The following is a 23,132-nucleotide window of genomic DNA, read 5'->3' as shown; positions in this document are numbered from 1 at the left end:
GGTCGATGCATGATGAAAGCGAGATCCTTCAGGTTGCTTGCGGGGCTTTCGGTCCTGGCAATCATTTCCATGCATCCCGGACCACCGGCGTATTCACAGACAGCAACTCCTACACCGAAACCTGCTTCGACAGAGACGACAAAACCGGAATCGGATCTCCTCTCGGAGGATGAACTCGAAGTGCTTGTTGCCCGCATCGCGCTTTATCCGGATGAGCTCGTGGCGGCCGTTTCGGCAGCATCGCTGTTTCCGCTGCAGATCATCGAAGCTCAGCGCTTCTTGGAGGCCAAGAAGAAAGATGCCAATCTCAAACCAAAAGACGATTGGGATGGCAGTGTTATCTCGCTCCTGAACTATCCCGAAATTGTCAAGATGATGAGCGATGATCTCGATTGGACCCAATTGCTCGCGGACGCGCTGAACAATCAGCAAAAGGACGTGTTGATCGCTATCCAGCAGCTTCGCGACGAAGCTGTCGCGAAGAACATCATCAAAACGGACGACAAGGTCACGGTTGTCACGGAAAACGAGAACATCGTCATTCGTCCGACCGACCCGGAGAAGGTGTACATTCCGCAGTATCCTCCCGAGATGCTTTACGAACCGGGTTATACGGTTGAGCCAATCTCGTACTATCCAGACTATTACGACAACTATTATTATCCTGGGGCGGGGTTCTTCGCCGCGGCGGTGACCGGTGTCGCCTGGGCAGCCATCGTCAACTGGGACGATTGGGGTGTCTGGGGTGGCAATTGGGGCGGTGATCTCGATATCGACTGCAACAACTGCTTCAACGACCGAAATTTCAACGGCAAGGTCAACTGGAACGATGTCGACTGGACGAAGGTCGATCGCAGCAAGCTGAATATCGACAGGAATCAACTCGCCAACATCGATCGCTCGGCAATCAAATCCAGTCTGCAGTCAGACAATCGAAACCGACTCCAGAACAAGGTGGGCGAGCGGCAGGCGAACCGCGGCGAGGGAGCCAGAAATGTTAGCGCTCGCGCTGACGACATCCGCAAGAGCACGGCGGAGGGCCTGAAGGGAAATCCGAGAGCGGGCAACGCTGCCGCTGACCGCCCGGGCGTATCTCGCCCGGATACCCGACCAGGCAATATTGCCAACCGCGCGGATGCCCGCCCAGGGAGCGGAGCCAACCGACCGGGCAACGCTGCCAATCGTCCATCGAAGCCGGCAGTCAAGAACAAGCCAGCTGCACCGAAGATGGCGGCGCGGGCTGACAATCGTCCACGCCAGCCAAGTGCCCTCGGCAATGTGCAATCTGGCCGGCGAGAAGCAGTGGCTTCCAAGCGAGGCGGACAGAGCATGGGAGGCGGGCAACGCGGCGGCCCACGTCCCTCCGCTCAACGCTCCCGCCCGATGCCGCACGGCGGCGGCGGTCGAGGCGGCGGCGGTCGAGGTGGCGGTGGTCGTGGCGGTGGCGGCCGGCGATAGGGTGTTCAGCTATTCAGATTTCCGGAGATAAAGCATGAGACCACAGTTGAAATTGATCCCGCTGGTGCTCGGAACGGCTCTCTCCCTGGCGTGGGCAGCCCCATCGATATCGCAAACCCAGACAGATCTTCATGAGTTCGAGGCTGGGACGCCGCCGTCATTTGATGACCCGTCGGCAGCGATTGAACGCCTGAAGACCGTGTTGAGCGCCAATGACGTTGATGGCTTGGCTAGCCTTCTCGGTCTGAATGCGGCCAAGCTGCGATCCAGCAACGAGGCCATGATGAGCTACGGCGCAATCCGCGAGGGTGCCGCACGGCAACTGCGGTTGCAGGACCTCAACGATCGTAAGGTGGTGCTGGTCGGTGATCTCCTGTGGCCGCTGCCATTTCCCCTTTCGAAAAACAAGGAGGGCAAATGGGCATTCGATAGGGAAGTCGGCCTGCAGGAGATTGTCAATCGGCGCGTCGGTCAGAACGAACTCTCTACGATCCAAACCATGCACGACTATGTGAACGCCCAATACACCTACGCGCAAATAGATGAGGACGAAGACGGTCTCTACGAATTCGCACAGAAGTTGATCAGCAGCCCGGGGAAACGCGATGGTCTATATTGGGAGCCCGGCGCTTTTGGAGAGGAAAGTCCGGCGGGACCTCTGATCGAAACGGCGGCCTTCAGCAAGGCGAAGCACGGCGAAGGCTACTATGGCTACCGCTATCGCATCCTGACGGGCCAGGGCGCCAACGTGATCGGCGGAAAGCAGAGTTATATCGTCAACGGCAACATGACAGGTGGTTTCGCGCTGATCGCCTGGCCGGTCAAGTATCGTGTGACCGGGGTCCAAACCTTCATCGTCAACGGTGCTAATATCATTTATCAGCGGGACCTTGGACCGCAGACGGAGCAGAGCGCTGCAGCGATAAAAGAGTTTAACCCAGACGACAACTGGACTGTCGTCCGTGATTGATATCGAGGGACTCTACAAATGGGGCAGAAGAAGCCGCGCGGAAATGCGCGGCTTTTGTCGTGATCGTTCCGCATGAAGTCGGGGCAGCCGGAAGGCCGAGGCCAACGTTTGGTCCTCACGATCGGGTAAATCGATCTCTGACTCGCTTGCGCTCGCGTTACTCGACGGGCGGCTCCCAGGTCAGGAAGAAACCGACGTCGCCGGGAATGCCTCCAGGGAAATTGATGATCATCGCCTTCAGCCCGTAGCCCTGGGGCTTGGCGAGCGTTTCGAACAGATCGTAGAGTTCCTTCGCCTTCCCCTGCAGGGTATTCTGCCAGCCGGGCAGGTTGTTGTTGATGGCTCGACCGCTGTCCGAGCAGAGGCTAGACGGGAAGCTGTATACCATTGCCTCGTATTTTCCGTCCGCCGCGGCCTTCGTCACTAGGCGTTTGATGACCGCGCGCTCTGTCTCGCTGATGTGCTTCTGAAAAAAATCCTCGATGAACTCAGAATGTTTCTGGGCCTCGCGGGCCTTGATCTTTTCGTCGCGTTCCATCTCCGCGAGTTGAAGTTCAAGCGCGCGCTTGCGCAGGTCTTCGGCACTGGTCATCGACTGAGGTGTCGTCTCGCTTGCAGTCATCGCCATGTCCTCCAAAGTTTTCCAAAGGATAAGGTGAGTACGATCGTTACGGCAGTAAAATACGCGTCGGATAGGGTAGCATACGGTATATTACGCGCGGACTATCGGCTGCCGATCATGCCATCGACAGGAGGGATCGCGACGCCGGAGGCTTTGAGCCCATCAAGGAAATGCTCCTGGTCTTGTGGCCGGTGGAGGCGCAAAGCCACTTCCTCGCGGATGTTTTCGAGAAGTAGCGGAGCATTCGTGCGTAGCCAATCCTGCTCGCGGTGTGCCTCATCAAGCTTACCTGACGCGCCAAGAACCGCCAGCAAAACGAGATGATGCATAGGATTATACTTCAAGTCCGCCATGCGAGCCCAGAGTTCGGCTGCCTGGTTTTCTCCTCTCATATAGGCGCACAATGCCATACCGACCTCGTAATATCCTCTGGGACCAGGATTGCGGCTGATGGCACTGGAGATCAGTTCACAGCCTGTTTCCCAATGCCCGGACATTGCAAGCCGAAAGCCGTATTCGCCTGCAACTTCCGTATCGTTCGGATTGATGGCATAAGCGGCAGCCCCCGCCCTCAGCGCGGCGTTAACATCGTTGCTGAAGAAGTTGGCCAACATCAATGCCTGCAATCCGCGCGCGTTCTGTGGGTCCAGGTCCACGGCTCGCTTGGCAGCATCGACCGCGAGCGCAAGCGGACGCGGCGACTCCGCTCTAAGCTTATATTGGAACCTCACCTCATCGAGATAGGTCAGCGAAAGAAGGGCCCAATAGGTAGAATAGGTCGGAAGTCGCTTGGTCGCCCTCTCCAGACAATCTCGCACGGCGGCATGCTTCCGCGGATCGAGCTCGGCCCGGTACGCATAGTACGAGAGTGCGCATGCGTTGGCCTCCCAATCTCCGCTATCGGGCTTCGCACCGCCCCTGGCATAAGGTTGAAAGATGACGCCATATGGCTGCGCAACAGCAGTCGCGATGCTTTGCGCGACGTCGGCTTCCACTTCAAGCAAGTTCCGATCGCGAAGGTCGGCGTCGTAGTTGTTTGCCCAGAGAACCGCGCCATCGGCCTTGCGGACTAGCCGTGCGATCAGTCGCACTATGTCGTCTTCTAGGCGAACGCCCCCTTGTAGCGCGAACTGCGGCCCCCGCGTGTCGGATTCCTGTCCTACGCCAGGGGCAATTACGAGGATCTCCTTGAACTTTGTGAGTTGACCAACGACTTCGTCCGTGAGGCCTTGCGCGATATCTGCCGAGGCATTCTTTCCGGGAACGCTTTGGAATCGCTCTACGATGATCCTGGGTAGCTCTGTGTCACTTGAAACAGCAGATGCGGGCAGGGGCGAAGTAGTAATAACGGAAAATAGCGGCGTATGGAGGAAGCTGGCGATCCCGACAATCACCAGAGACGTGGGTATTGCATACCAGAACCGGCTCAACTGGCGGGGGGCGGCGGGTCGTACGGCTATAGGCGCCGGTTCGGCGGTCAGTCCCGGTGAGAGAGGCGGGCCCGGATCGGATGTCGCTTGAAGGGCGGGATCACCTGGGCCTTCGGCGTAGTCGAAGGATGGCACATAGCCGCCTTTCGGTATCGTAATGACAACGTTGTCTGCGGAGCCGGCCACCAGATAGTAGCGTTCGAGCGCCCTGCGGATTCGGCCTGCCTCGATTCTGACGACCGGATCGTTCTGAGCGTCGAAAGAGGTATCCCGCGCGAAGACCTCTTGGGCAATCGTGTATGCTTTCAGGTAGTCAGCGCGGCCTGAAAGGGTTTCCTCGACGATGAACTCGAGAAATCGCCGGCCTCGATCGGGGGCATGAAACTCGCCACTGGAAAGGATGCGCTCGATTTGGTCACGTACTTCTTTGACCGTGGGATTGGCAGCCCCATCCCTGCTTGCTCGCGAACTTTGCATTGCAGGCGCCCTCAGACTGTTCGTGTCGCTCAGTCTCGTATTGCATGTAACTATATATTAGAGCTTTTAATTCAGGTGGTTGCAATATAAATCGTTGGCCGCTCAAGGCTGGCGACTTGTTGAACTTGCGACGCAAAGGTTTCTGCGAGTAAACCCTCGGGTCGCCGGGGGAGCGCAGCACTCGCGCCTGGTTTCGTCGCGAGAGGGCCCGCGCTGATGGCATCAAGATTCGCCTTACAAAAGGTCTGGTGCAGAGTTTCAGTGCATATCTCGACAGGTTTGTATGTTTATCTTGCGGCTGCGAAGCAGGAATGTCGCAGGTTGCTGTTGGAACATTTAGCGTGGTCGCCGGTTGCTTCCCTAAATAGGAGCGAAGCGATGCTGATTCTTGAAGAAATTCTCCTCGTTTCTGCCGATCGGGTGGCGTGCTGTCGCGGTCAACTCGAGTTGGACCTCGACCAAATGATCCAGCAACTCGAGTGGTCGGGTTTTTCGCGCAAAGAGATCTTGGTTGCCATCAGCGAAATGATCAGCGAAGAATTCTCGGCGCTTCCCGACATGCCGAAATTCCACTGACTGATATCAACTCGCTCATGCGATATGGTGAGATTTCGCCTGTTGCGCTATGACATCGCAATGAGCGAGACCTTTCTGATCATCGGCCCGACCAATTTTTCAGCCACTATCCTACTTGCGCATGGTGCCGGCGCCCCGATGGACTCAAAGTCCATGACAGCTGCCGCAGACGCGCTCGCTGCAAAGGGGATCCGCGTCGCGCGTTTTGAATTCGCTTACATGGCTGCGCGCCGCGCGTCCGGCGAGCGAAAGCCACCGCCCAAGGCCGAAACGCTGATTCCCGAATATCGGGAGGCAGTGAAGGCGCTCGCGACTTCGGGGCCGTTGTTTATCGGCGGTAAATCCATGGGGGGAAGAGTGGCGAGCATGATCGCCGACGACCTTTACGAGCAAGGCGCGATCTGCGGTTTGTTGTGCCTCGGCTATCCCTTTCATCCGCCTGGCAAGCCACAACAGCTGCGCACGGCGCACCTGGAAAATCTGCGCACACCGACCCTTATCTGCCAAGGGACGCGCGATGAATTTGGAACGCGTGAAGAGGTGTCGAGCTATCCACTTTCTTCCGCGATATCAGTTCTTTGGCTTGAAGACGGCGATCACGACCTTGCTCCGCGCAAGAAAATCTCCGGCTTCTCCATCTCTGATCACCTCGCAACGATGGCCGCGCGAGCCAGGGCTTGGGTGGACGACAACTGCCCTCAGTAGGCCACAAGCGAACGTCAGTACGACTTGACGGACGTAAGCGCTTTATGCATGTTCGCCTGCAAGCTGTGACGTGCATTTCTGCGATCCTTTCTCACATGTTTGGGGGCAGGCATGATGAAGTGCGTAGCATTTTCAGGGATCTTCTCATTCGTCTTTGCGGCAGCGGTTACGATCAGCAGCGCGGTCTTTGCCGCCGATCTCGTGATTGCAATGCCGAACTGGCCCTCGGGGCAGGCAACGGCAAATATTCTCAAGGTCAGCATCGCCAAGGAGTTCGGGCTCAATGCCGATGTGAAGGAGCTTGGGACGCTCCTTGCCTTCAATGGCATGGAGAATGGCACTGTCGACATCCAACCGGAGGTCTGGCAGCCCAATCTTGAGGACGTCATCAAGACCTTTGTCACCGAGAAGGGCGTGGTGGTTCTCGCCAAGCATGGCGTGCCGGCATGGCAGGGCATCTGCGCGACGCCGGCTGCCGCCGAGAAGGGCCTAAATTCGATCGCCGACCTCAAGGATCCGGAAAAGACGAAAATTCTGGATACTGACGGTGATGGCAGGGGTGAGATGTGGCTCGGCGCGCCAACATGGGCCTCGACAGGCATCGAGCGGGTGCGGGCCAATACCTACGGCTATGCCCAGAACCTGACGCTGGTCGAATCGGAAGAGGAAGTCGCGCTGGCTGGGCTGGACATCGCGATCGCGACGAACCAGCCTCTGGTCTTTGCCTGCTACGCGCCACACTTCATCTTTGACTTGCACAAGATCGTTCGCCTTGCCGAGCCGCCACATGATGCCCGCAAATGGAAGCTCGTCGCTCCAAGCGACCCGCTTTGGATCACCAAATCCTCGGCATCAACCGCTTGGGATGCCGCCAATTTCCGCATTGGCTATGCGGCGGCCTTTGCGAAGAAACATCCTGATATCGCAGCGTTCCTGGAGAAGGTCGATCTGACGCCAGAGGAGGCGACCGCGATGAGCTATGCGCTCGTAGTCGACCGCGTACCGCCGCTCGACTACGCGAAAAAATGGGTCGCTGACAATGCGAAGCGCGTCGACGGGTGGGCGAAGAAATGACGGCAAGCTGCAAATCTCCAGTGAAGACGAAGGAGGCTAAGCAAATGCGCAAGCTGGTCTTGGCGTTGCTTGCGGCAGCAGCGTTCCTCGGTCCCCTCGCGGCTTGGGCGCAAACGCAGATCTACGATCCCAAGACCCATACCTGGGTGAACTACGACAAGAAAAAGGCCCGCCAATACTACGCGCGCAACAACCAGGCGCCGGAAGCATTTCGAATGCAGACCGTCACGTTCAGAACGGCAGAGCCGCCCGGCACGATTATCATCGACGGGAACCAGCATTTCCTCTACCTCGTTCAGCCGGGCGGACAGGCTATCCGCTACGGCATCGGCGTCGGACGGGAGGGCTTCGGGTGGGCCGGTATCGTGCGTGTTGGCCGGACAGCGGAATGGCCGACCTGGACTCCGCCGGCCGAAATGGTGGCCCGCGATCCGAACGCGGCCAAATGGGCCGCCGGAATGCCGGGCGGTCCGGAAAATCCTTTGGGTGCCAGGGCGCTCTACCTCTACGAAGGCGACCAGGACACCATCTATCGTATCCACGGGACCGCAGAGCCCTGGACCATTGGTCTTGATGTGTCTTCTGGCTGCATCCGCATGAACAATGACGACATTGTGGACCTTGCGTCACGGATCAAGATCGGCGCGAAGGTGATCGTGCTGATGCAGGGGGCTGCACTCTACAAAGGCGTCTGAGTATGGGCCGGCTCCGCGCCGGATAGGGAACAAATCACACGCGTCGGGGGACACGGTTTTGTGGAAAAACACCGCGAAGAAGATTTCGATCGGCCGGATGATGGCGGCAATGACAAGCCTCGCGCTGCTCAGCGCCTGTACGCCGACACCGCCTGCACCTGAAAGCATGGCGCGGACAACGCTGCAGACCGCGCCTGCGGATCTGCAACTGCTTTGCGCCAATTCGGCGGCCGGTATTGCCGGTCCGAACGCCAAGGTATTGCCGACGGCCTCTCGCCGGTTGCCCGATGGAACCTTTGGCGTCGACCTCGATGCAGGCGGCAAGAAGTTCTCGTGTGTCGTCGATAACAACGGCACGGTGCGGTCGGTGCAACCAGCGCAGTCCGGGTGATGGCACGCCCTTGCCGGATCGGGCACGCCGCCAATACACTCAAACCGACGTCAGTTCGATCTTGACAGCAGGGAAGCGGTTGCAGCTTGCCTTTATGCTGATTGCGCCGGTCAAGCCGGTCGCCTCCAACCAGAAGCCCGCCGTACCCCCTTGCAGCGGAACCGATACCGGTCCGACAATCCTTGCAGGCCCGTCGACGTGCAGGGTCACATTGTCGTTCATGAAGGGCAGGCGTTGCCCCTGCTGGTCAAGCGCGCGAATAACGACACGGGTGGTATCGCGCTCCCGGGCCTTCAGCGTTGTGCTGTCGGCAACGACCTGCAGTGTCGTCGGCAGCGGGTCGGCGACAAGCGTCAATTTGGCGACAGGTTCGCCGTCTATGTAGCCGGTGAACTCACCGTCGATCCATTCAAGGCCCCACGTACCAAGCTCGTCAGGCGTGAAATGACGGTGGTCGAGAACCACAGGTGGGTGTGGCAGGTGCGGGTAGTTTTCGCGATCCGGGCCGATCCGCTTCGTCACTGCGCCATATTGCAGTTCGATCTCGTCGCAGTTGGTGAGGACAATCAGCGGCAGCACCCCACCGATATTGCGCTCGCCACGAGCCCAGAAGGTAACCGGCTTCATCACGATCTCTTCGGAAGGATCGCATTGGCTTGCATAAACATAGGCTGCAAACTTCGGCTCGCGGAACATGTCCATGACGCCATGGTAACAGATGCGGTCGCCGGAGCCGAAGTCCTTGTGGGTGTTGTAGTCGAACATGCACCAGCCGATCGCACCCGCGATGTAAGGGTCGCCATAAGCGGCATTCAGCACTTCGAGATGCCGGCGCACGTGCTCAGCCTGGCGGGCCTCCTGGTCATAGATCTTGGTGGGATACATGTGTCCACCATATTCAGTGATCATGTATGGTACCTTGTATGATAGGCCAGTCGATTCCTGCTGCGGGCGAAGCGCCGTGCGCGGGCGGTTGTTGCCAGGCAATTCCTCGTTGCCGAGGATGAAGTCGTTCATCGTGTAGACGTCTTCGAGCAGTTCGCTGTCCGTTATGTAGCGGACACCGCCGGTCTGCCGCGTGGGGTCGAGTTCACGGGCCAGCCGGTTGGTTTCGACGTAGAAGTCATGGCTGTCCTCCGACTCGTTGATTCGAATGCCCCAGATGATGATCGATGGGTGATTCCAGTCGCGTTCGATCATGCGTCGGACGTTCCGGATCGATTCCTGCTGCCAATCGGCGTCGCCGATATGCTGCCAGCCTGGGATCTCCTCAAAAACCAGGAGACCGATGCGATCGCACCGATCGAGGAACCATTTCGACTGCGGATAATGCGAAGTGCGGACGATGTTGCACTTCAGCACTGACTTCATGATGTCCGCGTCGCGTTCCTGGGCGGATCTACCCGCGGCATAGCCGACATAAGGGAAAGCCTGGTGGCGGTTGAGACCACGCAGCTTCAGCGGCCGCCCGTTGAGAAGAAAACCTTCGGTCGTAAACTCGGCGGTGCGGAAGCCGAAGTGTGACGAGACGCGGTCTGAACCATGGCTTGTTTTCAGTTCGACCGTGATTTCATAAAGCGCGGGATTGTCGATATCCCAGAGGCTTATGCCGGTCAGGCCATCGAGAACGAGCGTCAGATTTTCACCGGTCGTTTCTGCGGATGCCGTGGCGAGCACGTGCCCGTTCCCGTCCTTCAGCGATGCCGATACCGATCCCAGGAAGGTCAGTTGCTGCGGGTTGGCGATATCGACACGCACGCTTGCCGACTTTTCCTCCGCTGGCACATTGTGGGTTTCGATCTTTAGCCTACCAACCGAGATGGGGTCCGTGACCTTCAGCCAGACATCCCGGTAGATGCCGGCATAGGTCAGGTAATCGATACGGCCGCCGAAAGGCGGAATTGTAGGGTTTTCGCTGCCGTCAATTTTTACCGTGACCAGATTGTCGCCCACCAGCAGCTTGCCGGTGAGACGTGCCTCGAACGGTGTGTAGCCATCCTTGTGGGCGATGATCTCTTCGCCGTTCAGGTAGACGACGGCATCGGCCATGGCAGCGTCAAAAACGAGGGAGACTTCACGGCCCTCAAACTCAGGCATCCAGCGTAGAACCTTTTGATAGGTGAATGCCCGCTGGTAACTTGTCTCGTCAAAGTAGTTGAACGGCAGTTCAACGGCAGTGTGCGGCAGACTGACGATCGCCGGACTGTCGAAGCCCTCGAGCAGACGTTGGCCGAAACCCTCGTGGAAACTCCAGCTCTCGTTGAAAGATACGACAGAACGCATCTCAGGCTCCCATGAAAAAGGCGTTGCGAACGAATTGGCGGCGCTGAAGGACGCGTGAAAACTCAAGCATCGATGATTCTTTCCGGGTGGAGGCGCCTAGCCGAGTGGGCAGCGCTGACGTCCTGGTTCGATGGCGCGCGATGGTATCCTATGGATACTGGGCGCCGTTGGTGGTGGTGTAAATCGAATACAGCGATTGGGTGGCCGTGATGAACAGCCGGTTCTTTTTCACGCCGCCGAAGGCGATGTTCGAGACCGTCTGCGGCACCTTGATCTTGCCCAGGAGCGTTCCATCCGGCGCGAAACAGTGAACGCCGTCAGCCGCGCTGGTCCAAAGATTGCCGCTGACGTCAAAACGGAAGCCATCCGGGACGCCGCTGTCGATCGAGCAGAAGTACCGGCTGTTCGTCAGCTTCTTGCCGTCGACGAGGTCGAAAACGCGGATGTGGCGCGGGACCTCATGGTCGGAGGAGCCGGAATCGGCGATGTAGAGCTGCTTTTCATCCGGCGAAAAGGCGAGGCCGTTGGGCTGGATGAAATCGGTCGCGACAGCCTCGATCTCACCCGTCGGAGCATCGAGGCGGTAGACGTTGCGAGTTTCCTGTTCCGGCTCGGCCTTGTGACCCTCGTAGTCCGACATGATGCCGTAGCTCGGATCGGTAAACCAGATCGAGCCGTCCGATTTGACGACGACATCATTCGGCGAGTTCAGCCGCTTGCCTTTGTAGCTGTCGGCCAACACGGTGATTCGGCCGTCAAATTCGGTACGGGTGACGCGTCGACCGCCGTGCTCGCAGGAAATCAACCGACCCTGGCGGTCACGGGTATTGCCGTTGACGTAGTTGGACGGTGAGCGAAAGACCGAGACGCTGCCGTCGGGCACCCAGCGCATCATCCGCTCATTGGGAATATCGCTCCAGATCAGGCAATTCAGGTCCGAGAACCAGACAGGACCTTCCGCCCAGCGGCAACCGCTATAGAGTTCCTCCAGCCGGGCGCTGCCGGCAATCAGGCTGGGGAAACGGTCGTCACGGATGTCATAGAGCGCATCTTCTGACACGGTCTGCTCCTCCCAAAGCGATTGTGACGCTCTTCGTAAACGTAAACGATGATGTGTTCCAGAGCCCGGCACCGGTAAAAGCGTCGGGCTCTGCATTTTTTCAGAGGGCTGCGTCCGGATGCGGCGAGCCGTCATAGGCGCCCCAGATCGATTGGTCGAGGCAAATCATGGAGCCGGTCATCAGGCCGGATTCCGCCGAGGAGAGATAGGCACAAGCGCGTGCCACCTCCTCGGGATCAACCAGGCGTCCGAACGGTTGGCGGCCGGCCGCTCTTTCCAGCCAGTCGGCCGGCGCGCCGTGGAATTCACGCTGAACGCGATCCTCGCCCTCGGAGGCCATCCAGCCGATGTTGAGACCGTTGACGCGGATGCGGTTTCGGAGCAAGGCGTAGGCCGTGTTCTTCGTAAGGGTTTCCAAGGCGCCCTTTGAGGCGCAATAGGCGGCAATGAATGGCTGCCCTGCCTTGGCCGACATGGAACCGATGTTGACGATGGTGCCCTCGATCTTCTCGCGCCGCATCACCTTCACCGTTTCCTGCATGATGAAGAACGGCGCACGCACGTTGATGGCGAACATGGCGTCGAAGAGTTCCGGGCTGGTGTCCAGAATGGTGCCGCGGTCGGTGATAGCGGCCGCATTCACAAGGGCATCCACGCGGCCGAACGTCTGGTCGCAGACATGAACGACGTTTTGCGCATCCTGGACGTGCCGCAGATCGGCCCTGACATACAAGACCCTGGCGCCTGTGGCGGCAGCGATCTCTTCGGCTTTCGCCTTCCCCTTCTGCTCATTGCGGCCGCAGATGACGAGGCCCTTGGCGCCGCGCTCGGCAAAGAGGCGGGCGACCGTTGCCCCAAGTCCCTGTGTTGCGCCGGTGACGATGGCGACCTTGCCGTCGAGGCTGCTGTGGTTTGTGGTCATGCGTTTCCTCCTGGGTAATGGGCTATATGCCGAAAGCTCCCGGCACCATGGGGCGTGGCAGCTGATTTGGTTGATACAGATGCGTCAGCTTTGTCGCCGCTCGCTGTATTGTGCGAGTGCCGAGAGGAACCGTGCGTCGTCCCAAGTTTCCTGCAGCGCCTCATGCATCAGCTGCGCTTGCGTCTTTGGCGCGAGCCCGCCAAGCGGTGGATCGCGATCGAGGTTGGTCGGGAAAGAGTACCCCTCGGCGCAGGCAGCAACTGCATTGCCGATCTCGGCTTTGGACAGTTTCCCCCTCAGCGACTTCAATGCGGGGAACAGTTTTGCACTCATGTGTTCGCGGTTCACGGTCTCCATCGCCCGGCCAAATGCGGAGGAGACCTGCAGCAGATTGGCGACGCGCTTGATGTCGGTCGAGCGGTTTGTACCGGCTGCGTGGAAGAGGGCCGGATTGAAGAACACCACGTCGCCTTTTTCGAGCGGCAGCTGTATGTGATGGGTCTCGAAATAGTCCTTAAACTCCTGGCGCTTGAGCGCGAGGTAGCCCGCCTCATAGGTCTGGCTATGCGGCAGGAAGAGGGTGGGGCCGCTTTCGAGCGGCATGTCGCAATGAGCAACCGCGCCCTGCAGCGTCAGAACCGGGGAGAGCCTGTGCACATGCGCCGGGAACTTCTCGATCACCTTGGATGACTGGAAGCCGAGATGGTAGTCACGGTGAGCGGACTGCGCCGCGCCGCCCGGATTGACCCGGTTGACTTGGGCGGTCATTTGATAGCTTGGGCCGAGCCAGGCTTCGCTTGCGATCGCGACGATGAGGTTTGCGTAATATTCGGCGAAGTTCTCTGGGTCGGCGAGGCAGTGCTTTTCCAAGGAATTCCAGATGCGGTCATTGGCGCCTGGCTTTGCAAAGTGATCGCCGCCACCGGTTGCGGTCCGATGTTGCTCCTCGATGATTTCGTCGAATATTGCGCTGGCGCGGTCGATGACACGGGTATCACTGTAAGCGCGCTTGAAGACGACGACGCCTGGGCCATCGGCGAAGGCTTCGCCGATCTCGGCCAGAACCGCTCTGCGACCTTCGGGGATCGTGATCGCGGAAATGACCTTGCCGCTGTCATAAATCAGAATGTTCTTTTCCACGGCCTCCGCAGTCGGATAGTCGACAAGAGCCGTCGTCTTCTCAACAAGCTTGCGGAAATCGCCGAGATCGCAGGCAGCCTCGGTCAGCCAGAAGCGATCGGCGCGCAGTTTCTGAAGGGCGTCGGTTTTCATTAGATGCTCCTCCCTTTCCGATGAGGGCCACTATACGCTGCGGAATGGTGTGCTATAGATCAGGAATCCATCAAAAAACCATCAGTCGGATTGCGTGGCACATCGGTTTCTCGTCAAGGATATCGCCTTTCAGGCGGGGTTAAGTACCGCGACCGTTGATCGCGTTCTCAATGGTAGGAACGGCGTCAGACATCAGACGAGGTTGCGGGTGCAGTCCGCAATCGCGGAGCTGGAGAAGCAGCAGACCCGCGGCGAGATGAGTGGACGCAAGCTCGCCATCGATGTGGTTATGGAAACGCCGGAACGCTTCAGCACCGCCGTTCGCGATGCCTTCGAGGCGGAGGTTGCGACGTTCCCGCCGATGGTGTTCCGGTGTCGTTTCCATTTCGCGGAGGTGATGAAACAAGCAGAGTTGGTGCAACTGCTCGACCGTATCCGGCTGCGTGGCACCAACGGCATCGTGTTGAAGGCGCCGGATGTTCCTGATGTCGCAGCTGCCGTTTCGCGCGCAACAGAGGCGGGGATTCCCGTGGTGACGCTGGTGACGGACCTGCCGAATTCGTCACGCACCGCTTACGCAGGCGCGGACAACCGGGCGGCCGGTGAGACGGCCGCTTATCTCATTGGGGAGCATTTCGGCGACGAGGCGGGGCGCGTACTCGTCACGCTCTCCAGCGGTCGCTTTCGCGGCGAGGAGGAGCGGGAGATCGGCTTTCGCCGCCTGCTTCGCGAAAGCTATCCGCGGATCGGCGTGACCGAGATCAGTGAAGGACACGGCACCGATGCGGCGACGGGCACGCTCGCCATGCAGGCTATCTCGGCGGACCCAGCGATCAACGCAGTTTATTCCATTGGCGGCGGAAACCGAGCGGTGCTCGCCGCCTTCGAGGCGGCGCAACGGCCAATCCGTATTTTCGTTGCGCATGATCTCGATGCGGATAATCGCGCTCTGCTCACGGCTCGTGAGATCAGCTTCGTGCTGCACCATGATTTGCGCATGGACGCCCGATCGGCCTTCCGTGCGGTCATGAGCCGCTCGACGAGAGGCGGAATTGCGCCTCCGGCATTGTCGGCGGTGGAAATTGTTACACCTTACAACATGCCTGTCCTGGGTTCAGCTTTGCCTTTCGCTTGACGGGGAAATCGCGATACAGCTTTCGCACTAGCAAGGGAAGCGGCATGGAATACAGTGAAATTGGAACAGTTGCGGCCTGGCTGACGGAGCAGGGGCTGAAAGGCGCCTCCGAGGCGGAACTCCTGACTGGCTTCTGCAACATCTGCCGCGAGTGCGGCTTGCCGCTCGATCGCGGGATGGCGCTGATGGACACGCTCCATCCCGTCCACGAAGGACGCGCCTTTCGCTGGGACAGCCGCGAGGAAATCGAAGCCGAATTCGAGTACGGCCCCTCCAGCGAAGGTACGGCGCTGGAGAGTTGGCAGCGATCCGCCTTTTACTACCTTTGGGCCGGCGAAGAAAACGAGGTCAGGCGGCGCATCGGCTTCGGCGATCCAACCGACTTTGTCATGCTCGAATCGATGCGTGAGCAGGGCCACACCGACTTCGTCGCGATGGTCCATCGTTTTGCCAAGGCAGGCACGATCGGCGAAATGGATTGCTTCTTTTCCCATTTCGCAACGCGCCACCCAGAGGGCTTTTCCGATCACGACCTCGCGATCCTGCGAAAGCTGGTGCCAGTACTGGCGCTTGCGATCAAATGCATCGCTTTGGCGCGTATCGCCAGGACGATTGCTGAAGTCTACCTTGGCGACGACGCCGCGCGGCAGGTGCTGGAAGGCAAAATCACGCGTGGCAAGTCGGAGCGAATCTCGGCAGCCCTTTGGTTCTCTGATCTTCTGAACTACACCAAGATATCGGACAGCGCGCCGCCGGAAGAAATCCTGCCGATGCTGAATGCCTACAGCGATGTCGTCATTTCCGCGATTCACGAGGCGGGCGGCGACGTGTTGAAGCTGATCGGCGATGGGGTCCTGGCTATCTTCAAGGCCGACGAGCCGGCCGACGCTTGCTGCGCGTCGCTGCAGGCCGAGCGATTGCTTCGGCAAAAGCTGAAGGTGCTGAACGATGAGCGCGCACTAGAGGGGCGCCCGACCACGGAGGTTTACATCGGGTTGCATATCGGTGACGTCTTCTACGGCAATATCGGCAGCCGCGAGCGCCTGGACTTTACCGTCATTGGGCCTGCCGTCAACGAGGTTAGCCGGATTGCCTCTATGTGCCGATCCGTCGATTTCAACGTGCTGATGTCGTCGGAATTTGCGGCCACGATTCCCGAGAGTGAACGCGGCGCATTGGCCTGCGTTGGTCGCTATGCGCTCAAGGGGGTCAAGCGTGCGCAGGAACTGTACACGCTTGACACCGCGCAAATGGAGATCTGACCATCCTGCAGGTGCCCGGCTTGAAGAAATTTCACGGCTTTGTCGCCTTCTGTCGATAGAGGATTATATCGCGTTAAAGAGGCGATGCCTCTTTCAGCTTCCTCTAACCCGGATAGGAGAACGGCATGCAGATCAATCGTACAGGTTCAGCGCAGTGGTCGGGCGGTCTGAAGGACGGCAAGGGGCAGATTTCCACGCAGAGTGGCGCGCTTAAACACTATCCCTACGGTTTTTCGAGCCGCTTCGAAGGCATCCCGGGTACTAATCCGGAGGAGTTGATCGGAGCGGCGCATGCAGGCTGCTTTACGATGGCCCTGTCGCTCATCCTAGAGGAAGCGGGCCTCAAGGCGACCGACATGGAAACGACGGCAAAGGTGACGCTCGAGAGTGTGGAGGGAGGCTTTGCCATTACGGCGATTCATCTTACGCTAACCGGCACTGTTCCGAACACCGATGAAAGGACGTTCGTCGAACTCGCCAGCAAGGCGAAGGCGGGATGCCCGGTGTCAAAGGCGCTCTCGGCTGTTCCGATCTCATTGGATGTGAAGCTCGCCTGAGCGGGGTAAGACCAAGTGCCGCGCATTGTTGCCGGCATTTGGCGCCTTCTGGTTCTAGGTTCCATCCTATCGCAGCGCCAAGTTCCGCAGCTTAGGTTGCGGGCGATACCTGCACCTTGGCGTTCCCGCATCATTCCGACTCTCGATCCAACTTACTGACCGGAGCAGGTGCCGTCGGGACGGCGTCGCATCTCTGATAAAACCTTGACAAATTAGGACTGATATTTTACGACTGACGAAATTCGAAAATCGTCAATCGTAAGTGAGGTGTCCGAATTGATCAGCGATGCCGCGGAAAATACCAGCGAAGTGGTCCGTCAGGAGAATGTGACGCGCATTCTGGACGCTGCCGAACGGCTTTTCCGTCATTACGGATATACGAAGACAACGGTTGCCGACATCGCCCGCGATCTCGGTATGTCGCCAGCCAATGTCTACCGATTCTTCGCGTCGAAGGTGGAGATCCACCAGGCGATTTGCGGCCGCATGCTCGCCCACAGCTATCAGATGGCCTACGACGCCTGCCATCTGCCGATCAGCGCGTCCGATCGGCTGCGCAAATTCGTACAGGGCCAATACCAAATGACGGTCGAGACCATGCTTGACCAGGAGAAAGTGCATGAGATGGTCGTCGTCGCCATCGAGCGTGACTGGCACGTCATCGAGAAGCATGTCGACAGCATTCATGAATTGCTCGCTGATGTGATCCGCGAAGGAATTGCAGCCGGCGAGTTCGCTGAGCAGGACGCGGATGTCGCGTCCCGCTGTTTCGGGGCGGCCACAGTTACCCTCTGTCATCCGCAGATGGTGGCGCAATGTCTCGCCAAGACGAACCGTGCCACCGTCGACGAGTTGGTCGAATTCACGATCAAGGCATTAAAAAAATAGCACGCGGCAAGAGCCGCAGAGCACCGATAACTCATTTCAGGAGTGCGAAAGATGATTTCGCTGAAGACGATCCAGTTGCCGTCCCTTGTCAGTCTCGCGCTCCTTGGCGCCGTTGCGTTTACCCTATCCGGCTGCAACGAGGAAAAGAAGGCCGAGACGAAAGAGATTATCCGGCCGGTCAAGGTGGTAGAGATTGCCGACGCTGGCGATAAGCGCGCGCTGGATTACTCTGGTGCGGTGAAGGCGCGCGTCGAGATGAATCTTGGCTTCCGCGTTGCCGGAAAGATTACTGACCGTCGCGTTAATATCGGCGATCACGTCAAGCCAGGCGACCTGCTCGCTGCAATCGATCCAACCGATTATGAGCTGGCGGTCAAGACCGCGGAGGCGAACCTCGCCGCTGCCCAAAAGGGTGTGGGAACGGCCGATCTCGCCAACAAGCGCGCTCAGCAACTGTTTGACAAGAGCGTCACGGCAAAATCGCAGATGGAACAGGCCGCGCTCAGCTATGATCAAGCAGTCTCAACGCGCGATGCAGCAGCGTCGTCACTCGATCAGGCCAAGAACCAGGTCGCCTATACGGAGCTCAAGGCCGACCGGAATGGCATCGTAACGTCGATCAGCGCGGATACCGGAGCCGTTGTCGCGGCAGGTACGCCCGTCGTCACCGTCGCGCTCGACGGGGAAAAGGAAGTGCAGATTGCTGTCCCGGAAAACGACATAGCAGAGTTCAAGCCGGGCAAGACGGTCAAGGCCAGCTTCTGGTCCGACAACAAGCTAGTGCTCGATGGAAAGGTGCGCGAGGTTTCCGGCAGTGCCGATGCGCAGTCACGGACCTTCTCGGTTCGCGTCAGCCTTCCGACCGACGATCGCGTGCTCCTTGGCATGACGGCGACGATCGAGGCTGCTGTTGGCAATGCCGAGACCAACGTTGCTATTCCGCTCAGTGCACTTGCCGAGAAGGACGGCAAGAAGATCGTCTGGGTCGTCGACCGTAATGCATCGATCGTCCATGCTCGCGAGGTCAAGGTGTCGGACTTCACCGGCGGCGGCGTACACGTCGCCGACGGGCTGAAAACAGGCGATCTCGTCGTTGCGGCCGGCACGCAGTTCATGACCGAGAACCTCAAGATCAAGCTGCCGGAACAGCAGTCGGCGCAAGCCGAAACCGGCGACATCATTCGCTAAGCCCGGAAGCAGAGGATACGATCATGGACAACTCGACCGCCGAGAAGCGTCCCTTCAACCTGTCGCGATGGGCGATTGGCCATCCAAGTATCGCGCGTTTCCTGTTCGGCTTGATCATTATCACTGGCCTGCTCGGCTTAATGCGCATGGGCCAGAAGGAAGACCCGGATTTCACCTTCCGCGTTATGGTCGTACAGGCCATCTGGCCAGGTGCTTCCATCCAGGAAATGGAAGACCAGGTCGTCAACAAGATCGAGCGCAAGCTGCAGGAAACCCCGCACATCGATTGGGTCAAATCCTATACGCGCGCCGGCAGCGCCATCATCACGCTGCAGGTCAAGGGTGATACCAATTCGGCCGACGTGGCCGACGCGTTCTATCAGGTTCGCAAAAAGGTCGGCGACATTTCCAATGAGCTGCCGGAAGGGCTGCTCGGGCCCTATTTCAACGACGAGTTCGGAGACACCTACATCACGCTGCATTCGATCAGCGGCGATGGCTACAGCTATCCCGAACTGAAGAAATTCGCGATCCAAGCGCGCGACATGCTGCTGACGACTCCGGGCGTCGAAAAGGCGGTGATCATCGGCGATCAGCCTGAGAAGATCTACATTGACGTGTCGTCGAAGGCATTGGCTGAACGCGGCCTGACCGTGCTCGACCTGCAGAACGCGATCAAGGGTCAAAACAGTGTCGATCCAGCCGGCGCTGTCGATACCGGCACGCGTTCCGTGCGCATCTCGGTCGAAGGAGACGTGACGAAAGCCGAGGACATCCGCGAACTACGGCTGAAGGCTGGCAATCAGGTAACGCGTCTTGGCGACATCGCCACGGTCTATTCCGGCCTCGAGGATCCTTATCAGCGCAAATATCGCTTCAACGGTCACGAGAGCGTCCAAGTTGGCGTCGTCATGGCGAAGGGCTTCAAGGTGACCGACGTCGGCAAGGATGTTGAAGCCACCTACCAGCGCTTCGAGGGATCACTGCCTTACGGCGTGGCGGTCGACCAGATTTCCAATCAGCCCGACGTCGTCACTGATGCAATCAGCGAGTTCATGCATGCGCTCGGCGAAGCATTGATCATCGTGTTAATCGTCTCCTTCCTGTCGATCGGCTGGCGCTCGGGGCTCGTCATCGCGATTGCTATCCCGCTCGTGCTGGCTGCAACCTTTGCCATCATGTACGAGCTCGGGATCGACCTGCAGCGCATTTCGCTCGGCGCTCTTATCATCGCACTCGGCCTGCTGGTGGATGACGCGATGATCGTAGTCGAATTGATGGAACGAAAACTCGAGGAAGGGCTTGTCAAGATCGAGGCTGCGAGCTTCGCATATTCTTCGACTGCCTTCCCGATGCTGACGGGAACGCTGATCACCACAGCCGGCTTCATTCCCGTTGGCTTTGCAGCCTCGACGGCCGGTGAATATGTGCGCACGCTGTTTTACGTCGTCGGCATCGCGCTCGTCGTCTCGTGGTTCGTGGCGGTGTATTTCACGCCATGGCTCGGCTACATGATCCTGAAGCAGCGCCATCATGCGGGCGAGCATCACGATGCCTTCGACACGCCCTTCTATCACCGCCTCAGAGCGACGGTAAGTTGGGCCGTGCGCCATCGCATCATCGTCATCGCCATGACGCTGGTGACCTTTGCGACCAGTCTTTGGGCGTTCCAGTTCATCCCGCAGAACTTCTTCCCGCAGTCTTCGCGCCCGGAAATCCTCGTCGACCTCTGGCTGCCCGAAGGCACCAGCATCAAGGAAGTCGAGACACAGGCAAAGGCGCTCGAAGCCAAGATCATGGATGACAGGGACAAGAGGTTCGTCGCCACCTACATTGGCGAGGGCGCCCCGCGCTTCTTCCTGCCGCTCGACCAGCAGCTTCGCAATCCTAACTTCGCGCAGCTTCTAGTCATGGCCAACGACGAGCCGGCGCGTGAACGATTGATCGTGAAGCTGCGGACCATCCTTGCGGAGGACTTCCCCGATATCCGCGGCAAAGTGGATCGTCTGTTCCTCGGCCCCCCGACGGGCTGGCCGGTGCAGATGCGCGTCATGGGGACGGATCGCCAGGAAGTCCGCAAGATCGCCGACGAGGTAAAGGCAAAGTTCCAGGGCAATCCGCTGCTCGGTGCGATCCATGACGATTGGCTGGAGCCGGTACCGGCGATGAAGCTGGTGATCGACCAGGACCGTGCCCGTGCTCTCGGGGTCACGTCGCAGCGTGTTCGTCAAATGCTGCAGACGGCGGTGTCCGGTGCGCCGCTTGACGACTTCCGTGATGGCGAGGAGACAGTTTCGATCGTTGCCCGTGAGCCCGAGGCCAACCGCTCGCTGCTGTCGGCGGTCAATTCGGTCTACGTACCGACGGATTTTGGCGGCTTCGTTCCAGTCTCGCAGGTTGCCAAGGTGGTGCCGGTTCTGGAGCAGGGGATTGAATGGCGGCGCGACCGTCTGCCGACGATCACTGTACGTGCAACGCTGCCGGACGGCGTGCAGTCCAATGATGTCGTCATGAAGATGTATGCCGACATGCAGTCGCTGCGTGACAGCCTTCCAGCGGGCTATAAGGTTGAGATACAGGGTGGTGCTGAAGATTCCGCCGAAAGCCAGGCCTCAATCGCGGCCAAGGCGCCGATCATGCTCGTCGTCATCGTCATCTTGCTGATGGCGCAGCTGCAGCACTTCGGCAAGGCGATGCTCGTGCTGGCGACCGGCCCGCTCGGAATCATCGGTGCGGCCGCTGCGCTCCTCATATCGGGTGCACCGTTCGGCTTCGTCGCAATCCTCGGTGTCATCGCACTTCTTGGCATCATCATCCGCAATTCGATCATCCTCGTCGACCAAATCGACCAGGACATCAAGGCGGGGATGCATCGGCAGGAAGCGATCGTCGGTGCCGCGGTCCGACGTTTCCGCCCGATCATGTTGACGGCGCTGACTGCTGTCCTGGCCCTAATCCCGATCTCACGCGGTGTCTTCTGGGGCCCGCTGGCTTACGCCATGATGGGCGGCATTCTGGTGGCGACGGTTCTGACAATCCTGGTGCTGCCGGCTGCCTACGCCCTGTTCTTCGGCAAGGAGCCGCAGACGGCAGGGGGGCAGGTAGATGCTGCCAATGGCAATGAGCCAGAGGCGGAGGCCGCGCACCCGCCGGCTATGGCCGCTGAATGAAAAAGATGGCGCGGTGAGAACCGCGCCATCTTCTTTTGACTGAGCTCACGATTGAGCGGCTTCCGCTTTCAAGCCGAGGAGCGCGGCACCGATCAGGCCGGGCTCGACGCGGCATTCGCTGCGAACCACCAGCGGGCGATGGAATTTGCGCAGGATGCGCTGACGGACTGCCTTATCCAGCTCCGCAAGCAGCGGTTCAACATTGGAAAGTCCACCACCGACGGGAACGATGGTCGCGCCGGTAATGTTGACCGTCAGTGCGAGTGGTGAGGCGACGAGATCGACGAAAACGTCGATCGTGCGCGCGGCCCCAGCCTCGCCTTTCAGCCAATCATCGATGATCTCCTGGCTGGAGAGATCGGCGCCATGCAGCGTCTTATGCAAACGCTCGAGACCGCGGGCGCCGCCGACCGTGTCGACGCAGCCCTTTTGGCCGCAACCGCAGGGATAGGCCGGGATCGCTACGGGTGGATTGCCTGCGTAAGACGCCAGTGCTGGGCCATGGCCCCACTCGCCGGCAAAGCCGCCGGCGGCATTGATCAGCCGGCCGTCTGCGACGATACCGCCTCCAACGCCGGTACCGAGAATGGCACCCAAAACGATGCGGTGGCCACGCCCAGCGCCAAGATCGGCTTCCGCCATGGCGAAACAGTCCGCGTCGTTGGCGATCAAAACCGGCAGCCCCAGTTCGGCTTCGAGATCGGCGGCAAGATTGCGGCCGTGAATACAGGGAATATTGGCGCAGGTGAGCTTCTGCGTATCCGGATCGACGACGCCCGCGATCGAGAAGGCAAGGCGTGTTGGCTGCTCGCCGGTTTCCGCGATGATAGCGCTCAGCGTACTGATGAAGGCGGAAAAGTCGTCCTTGGGGGTCGGGCGACGACCGAGCGGCGTGATGTCGGCTTCCGAATGCGCCATGCCGCCCTTGATGGCGGAGCCGCCGATGTCGAAAGAGATGATCATTCTGGTTCTGCTGCTTTGGAGGGCCTCTTCGTCT

Annotated in this window: 20 protein-coding genes; 13 read left to right on the top strand and 7 right to left on the bottom strand. The window is 59.2% G+C overall.

The genetic code is table 11. The features are described from left to right. The first annotated feature begins 12 nt into the window (after positions 1-12). Positions 13-1,458 (top strand): DUF3300 domain-containing protein, encoded by a 1,446-nt coding sequence (locus tag BN77_RS01845; RefSeq protein WP_040677517.1) that lies wholly within the window; start codon positions 13-15, stop codon positions 1,456-1,458. 34 nt (positions 1,459-1,492) lie between these two features. Then, positions 1,493-2,428 (top strand): DUF2950 family protein, encoded by a 936-nt coding sequence (locus BN77_RS01840; RefSeq protein WP_007527880.1) that lies wholly within the window; start codon positions 1,493-1,495, stop codon positions 2,426-2,428. A 157-nt stretch (positions 2,429-2,585) separates the two neighbouring features. Here the strand turns inward: BN77_RS01840 and BN77_RS01835 are convergent, their stop codons facing one another. After that, positions 2,586-3,050, bottom strand: a complete 465-nt coding sequence (locus BN77_RS01835) for a hypothetical protein (protein WP_007527878.1) — start codon at positions 3,048-3,050, stop codon at positions 2,586-2,588. Positions 3,051-3,151: 101 nt separating this feature from the next. Next, positions 3,152-4,957 carry a hypothetical protein gene (locus BN77_RS01830; protein WP_007527875.1) on the bottom strand — a complete coding sequence of 602 codons (1,806 nt, stop codon included), beginning with the start codon at positions 4,955-4,957 and terminating at the stop codon, positions 3,152-3,154. A 216-nt stretch (positions 4,958-5,173) separates the two neighbouring features. Here BN77_RS01830 and BN77_RS34600 point away from each other — a divergent pair, with 216 nt between their 5' ends. From BN77_RS34600 to BN77_RS01805, 5 genes are all read left to right on the top strand, one after another. Next, entirely contained in the window at positions 5,174-5,533 is a 360-nt protein-coding gene (locus BN77_RS34600; RefSeq protein ID WP_244426158.1) for a hypothetical protein, read from the top strand. A gap of 60 nt (positions 5,534-5,593) precedes the next feature. Continuing rightward, entirely contained in the window at positions 5,594-6,238 is a 645-nt protein-coding gene (locus BN77_RS01820; protein ID WP_040677516.1) for an alpha/beta hydrolase family protein, read from the top strand. Between the two features lie 111 nt (positions 6,239-6,349). Then, the gene (locus BN77_RS01815; RefSeq protein WP_007527868.1) at positions 6,350-7,312 is read left to right on the top strand and encodes an ABC transporter substrate-binding protein; all 963 of its coding nucleotides are present in this window, start codon (positions 6,350-6,352) and stop codon (positions 7,310-7,312) included. A gap of 44 nt (positions 7,313-7,356) precedes the next feature. Continuing rightward, positions 7,357-8,007, top strand: a complete 651-nt coding sequence (locus tag BN77_RS01810) for a L,D-transpeptidase (protein WP_007527866.1) — start codon at positions 7,357-7,359, stop codon at positions 8,005-8,007. 100 nt (positions 8,008-8,107) lie between these two features. Beyond that, positions 8,108-8,398, top strand: coding sequence for a hypothetical protein (locus BN77_RS01805; protein ID WP_085989846.1), 291 nt, complete (start codon positions 8,108-8,110; stop codon positions 8,396-8,398). Between the two features lie 39 nt (positions 8,399-8,437). Here BN77_RS01805 and BN77_RS01800 read toward each other — a convergent pair whose 3' ends face one another. The 4 genes from BN77_RS01800 to BN77_RS01785 all read right to left on the bottom strand — a co-directional run bounded on the left by BN77_RS01800 (position 8,438) and on the right by BN77_RS01785 (position 13,935). Beyond that, positions 8,438-10,681 (bottom strand): glycoside hydrolase family 2 protein, encoded by a 2,244-nt coding sequence (locus BN77_RS01800; RefSeq protein ID WP_007527863.1) that lies wholly within the window; start codon positions 10,679-10,681, stop codon positions 8,438-8,440. Positions 10,682-10,829: 148 nt separating this feature from the next. Further along, positions 10,830-11,741, bottom strand: a complete 912-nt coding sequence (locus tag BN77_RS01795) for an SMP-30/gluconolactonase/LRE family protein (RefSeq protein ID WP_007527861.1) — start codon at positions 11,739-11,741, stop codon at positions 10,830-10,832. Between the two features lie 100 nt (positions 11,742-11,841). Next, positions 11,842-12,663: an SDR family oxidoreductase gene (locus BN77_RS01790; RefSeq protein ID WP_007527858.1), complete on the bottom strand. Its 822-nt coding sequence runs from the start codon at positions 12,661-12,663 to the stop codon at positions 11,842-11,844. 84 nt (positions 12,664-12,747) lie between these two features. Further along, positions 12,748-13,935 carry a phytanoyl-CoA dioxygenase family protein gene (locus tag BN77_RS01785; RefSeq protein WP_007527856.1) on the bottom strand — a complete coding sequence of 396 codons (1,188 nt, stop codon included), beginning with the start codon at positions 13,933-13,935 and terminating at the stop codon, positions 12,748-12,750. A gap of 94 nt (positions 13,936-14,029) precedes the next feature. Between BN77_RS01785 and BN77_RS01780 the strand changes: the two genes are divergently transcribed. The 6 genes from BN77_RS01780 to BN77_RS01755 all read left to right on the top strand — a co-directional run bounded on the left by BN77_RS01780 (position 14,030) and on the right by BN77_RS01755 (position 22,135). Further along, a complete protein-coding gene (locus BN77_RS01780; RefSeq protein ID WP_040676600.1) occupies positions 14,030-15,070 on the top strand; it encodes a LacI family DNA-binding transcriptional regulator in 1,041 nt (346 codons plus the stop codon). A 44-nt stretch (positions 15,071-15,114) separates the two neighbouring features. Further along, a complete protein-coding gene (locus BN77_RS01775; protein ID WP_007527852.1) occupies positions 15,115-16,332 on the top strand; it encodes an adenylate/guanylate cyclase domain-containing protein in 1,218 nt (405 codons plus the stop codon). A 125-nt stretch (positions 16,333-16,457) separates the two neighbouring features. Next, positions 16,458-16,889, top strand: coding sequence for an OsmC family protein (locus BN77_RS01770; RefSeq protein ID WP_007527850.1), 432 nt, complete (start codon positions 16,458-16,460; stop codon positions 16,887-16,889). Positions 16,890-17,168: 279 nt separating this feature from the next. After that, complete coding sequence (locus BN77_RS01765; RefSeq protein WP_040677512.1) at positions 17,169-17,777, top strand: TetR/AcrR family transcriptional regulator; 609 nt, start codon at positions 17,169-17,171, stop codon at positions 17,775-17,777. Positions 17,778-17,828: 51 nt separating this feature from the next. Beyond that, on the top strand, positions 17,829-18,965 hold the full coding sequence (locus BN77_RS01760) for an efflux RND transporter periplasmic adaptor subunit (RefSeq protein ID WP_007527846.1): 1,137 nt from the start codon (positions 17,829-17,831) through the stop codon (positions 18,963-18,965). Positions 18,966-18,988: 23 nt separating this feature from the next. Further along, the gene (locus tag BN77_RS01755) at positions 18,989-22,135 is read left to right on the top strand and encodes an efflux RND transporter permease subunit (RefSeq protein WP_007527844.1); all 3,147 of its coding nucleotides are present in this window, start codon (positions 18,989-18,991) and stop codon (positions 22,133-22,135) included. Between the two features lie 45 nt (positions 22,136-22,180). On the opposite strand, the gene BN77_RS01750 is transcribed toward BN77_RS01755, so the two are convergent. After that, positions 22,181-23,098 (bottom strand): ROK family protein, encoded by a 918-nt coding sequence (locus BN77_RS01750; RefSeq protein WP_007527842.1) that lies wholly within the window; start codon positions 23,096-23,098, stop codon positions 22,181-22,183. Positions 23,099-23,132 lie beyond the last annotated feature (34 nt).

The sequence above is a fragment of the Rhizobium mesoamericanum STM3625 genome (assembly GCF_000312665.1).
Taxonomy (GTDB): Bacteria; Pseudomonadota; Alphaproteobacteria; order Rhizobiales; family Rhizobiaceae; genus Rhizobium; species Rhizobium mesoamericanum.
This window is presented reverse-complemented; position numbering and strand designations above follow the sequence as displayed.

What these genes read in the sequence shown, in the direction of transcription:
- BN77_RS01785 (WP_007527856.1), bottom strand. Translation starts at nt 13,935, where the DNA reads ATGAAAACCGACGCCCTTCAGAAACTGCGCGCCGATCGCTTCTGGCTG.
- BN77_RS01835 (WP_007527878.1), bottom strand. Translation starts at nt 3,050, where the DNA reads ATGACTGCAAGCGAGACGACACCTCAGTCGATGACCAGTGCCGAAGAC.
- BN77_RS01815 (WP_007527868.1), top strand. Translation starts at nt 6,350, where the DNA reads ATGATGAAGTGCGTAGCATTTTCAGGGATCTTCTCATTCGTCTTTGCG.
- BN77_RS01800 (WP_007527863.1), bottom strand. Translation starts at nt 10,681, where the DNA reads ATGCGTTCTGTCGTATCTTTCAACGAGAGCTGGAGTTTCCACGAGGGT.
- BN77_RS01760 (WP_007527846.1), top strand. Translation starts at nt 17,829, where the DNA reads ATGATTTCGCTGAAGACGATCCAGTTGCCGTCCCTTGTCAGTCTCGCG.
- BN77_RS01755 (WP_007527844.1), top strand. Translation starts at nt 18,989, where the DNA reads ATGGACAACTCGACCGCCGAGAAGCGTCCCTTCAACCTGTCGCGATGG.
- BN77_RS01845 (WP_040677517.1), top strand. Translation starts at nt 13, where the DNA reads ATGAAAGCGAGATCCTTCAGGTTGCTTGCGGGGCTTTCGGTCCTGGCA.
- BN77_RS34600 (WP_244426158.1), top strand. Translation starts at nt 5,174, where the DNA reads ATGGCATCAAGATTCGCCTTACAAAAGGTCTGGTGCAGAGTTTCAGTG.
- BN77_RS01810 (WP_007527866.1), top strand. Translation starts at nt 7,357, where the DNA reads ATGCGCAAGCTGGTCTTGGCGTTGCTTGCGGCAGCAGCGTTCCTCGGT.
- BN77_RS01750 (WP_007527842.1), bottom strand. Translation starts at nt 23,098, where the DNA reads ATGATCATCTCTTTCGACATCGGCGGCTCCGCCATCAAGGGCGGCATG.
- BN77_RS01820 (WP_040677516.1), top strand. Translation starts at nt 5,594, where the DNA reads ATGAGCGAGACCTTTCTGATCATCGGCCCGACCAATTTTTCAGCCACT.
- BN77_RS01775 (WP_007527852.1), top strand. Translation starts at nt 15,115, where the DNA reads ATGGAATACAGTGAAATTGGAACAGTTGCGGCCTGGCTGACGGAGCAG.
- BN77_RS01830 (WP_007527875.1), bottom strand. Translation starts at nt 4,957, where the DNA reads ATGCAAAGTTCGCGAGCAAGCAGGGATGGGGCTGCCAATCCCACGGTC.
- BN77_RS01840 (WP_007527880.1), top strand. Translation starts at nt 1,493, where the DNA reads ATGAGACCACAGTTGAAATTGATCCCGCTGGTGCTCGGAACGGCTCTC.
- BN77_RS01790 (WP_007527858.1), bottom strand. Translation starts at nt 12,663, where the DNA reads ATGACCACAAACCACAGCAGCCTCGACGGCAAGGTCGCCATCGTCACC.
- BN77_RS01805 (WP_085989846.1), top strand. Translation starts at nt 8,108, where the DNA reads ATGGCGGCAATGACAAGCCTCGCGCTGCTCAGCGCCTGTACGCCGACA.
- BN77_RS01770 (WP_007527850.1), top strand. Translation starts at nt 16,458, where the DNA reads ATGCAGATCAATCGTACAGGTTCAGCGCAGTGGTCGGGCGGTCTGAAG.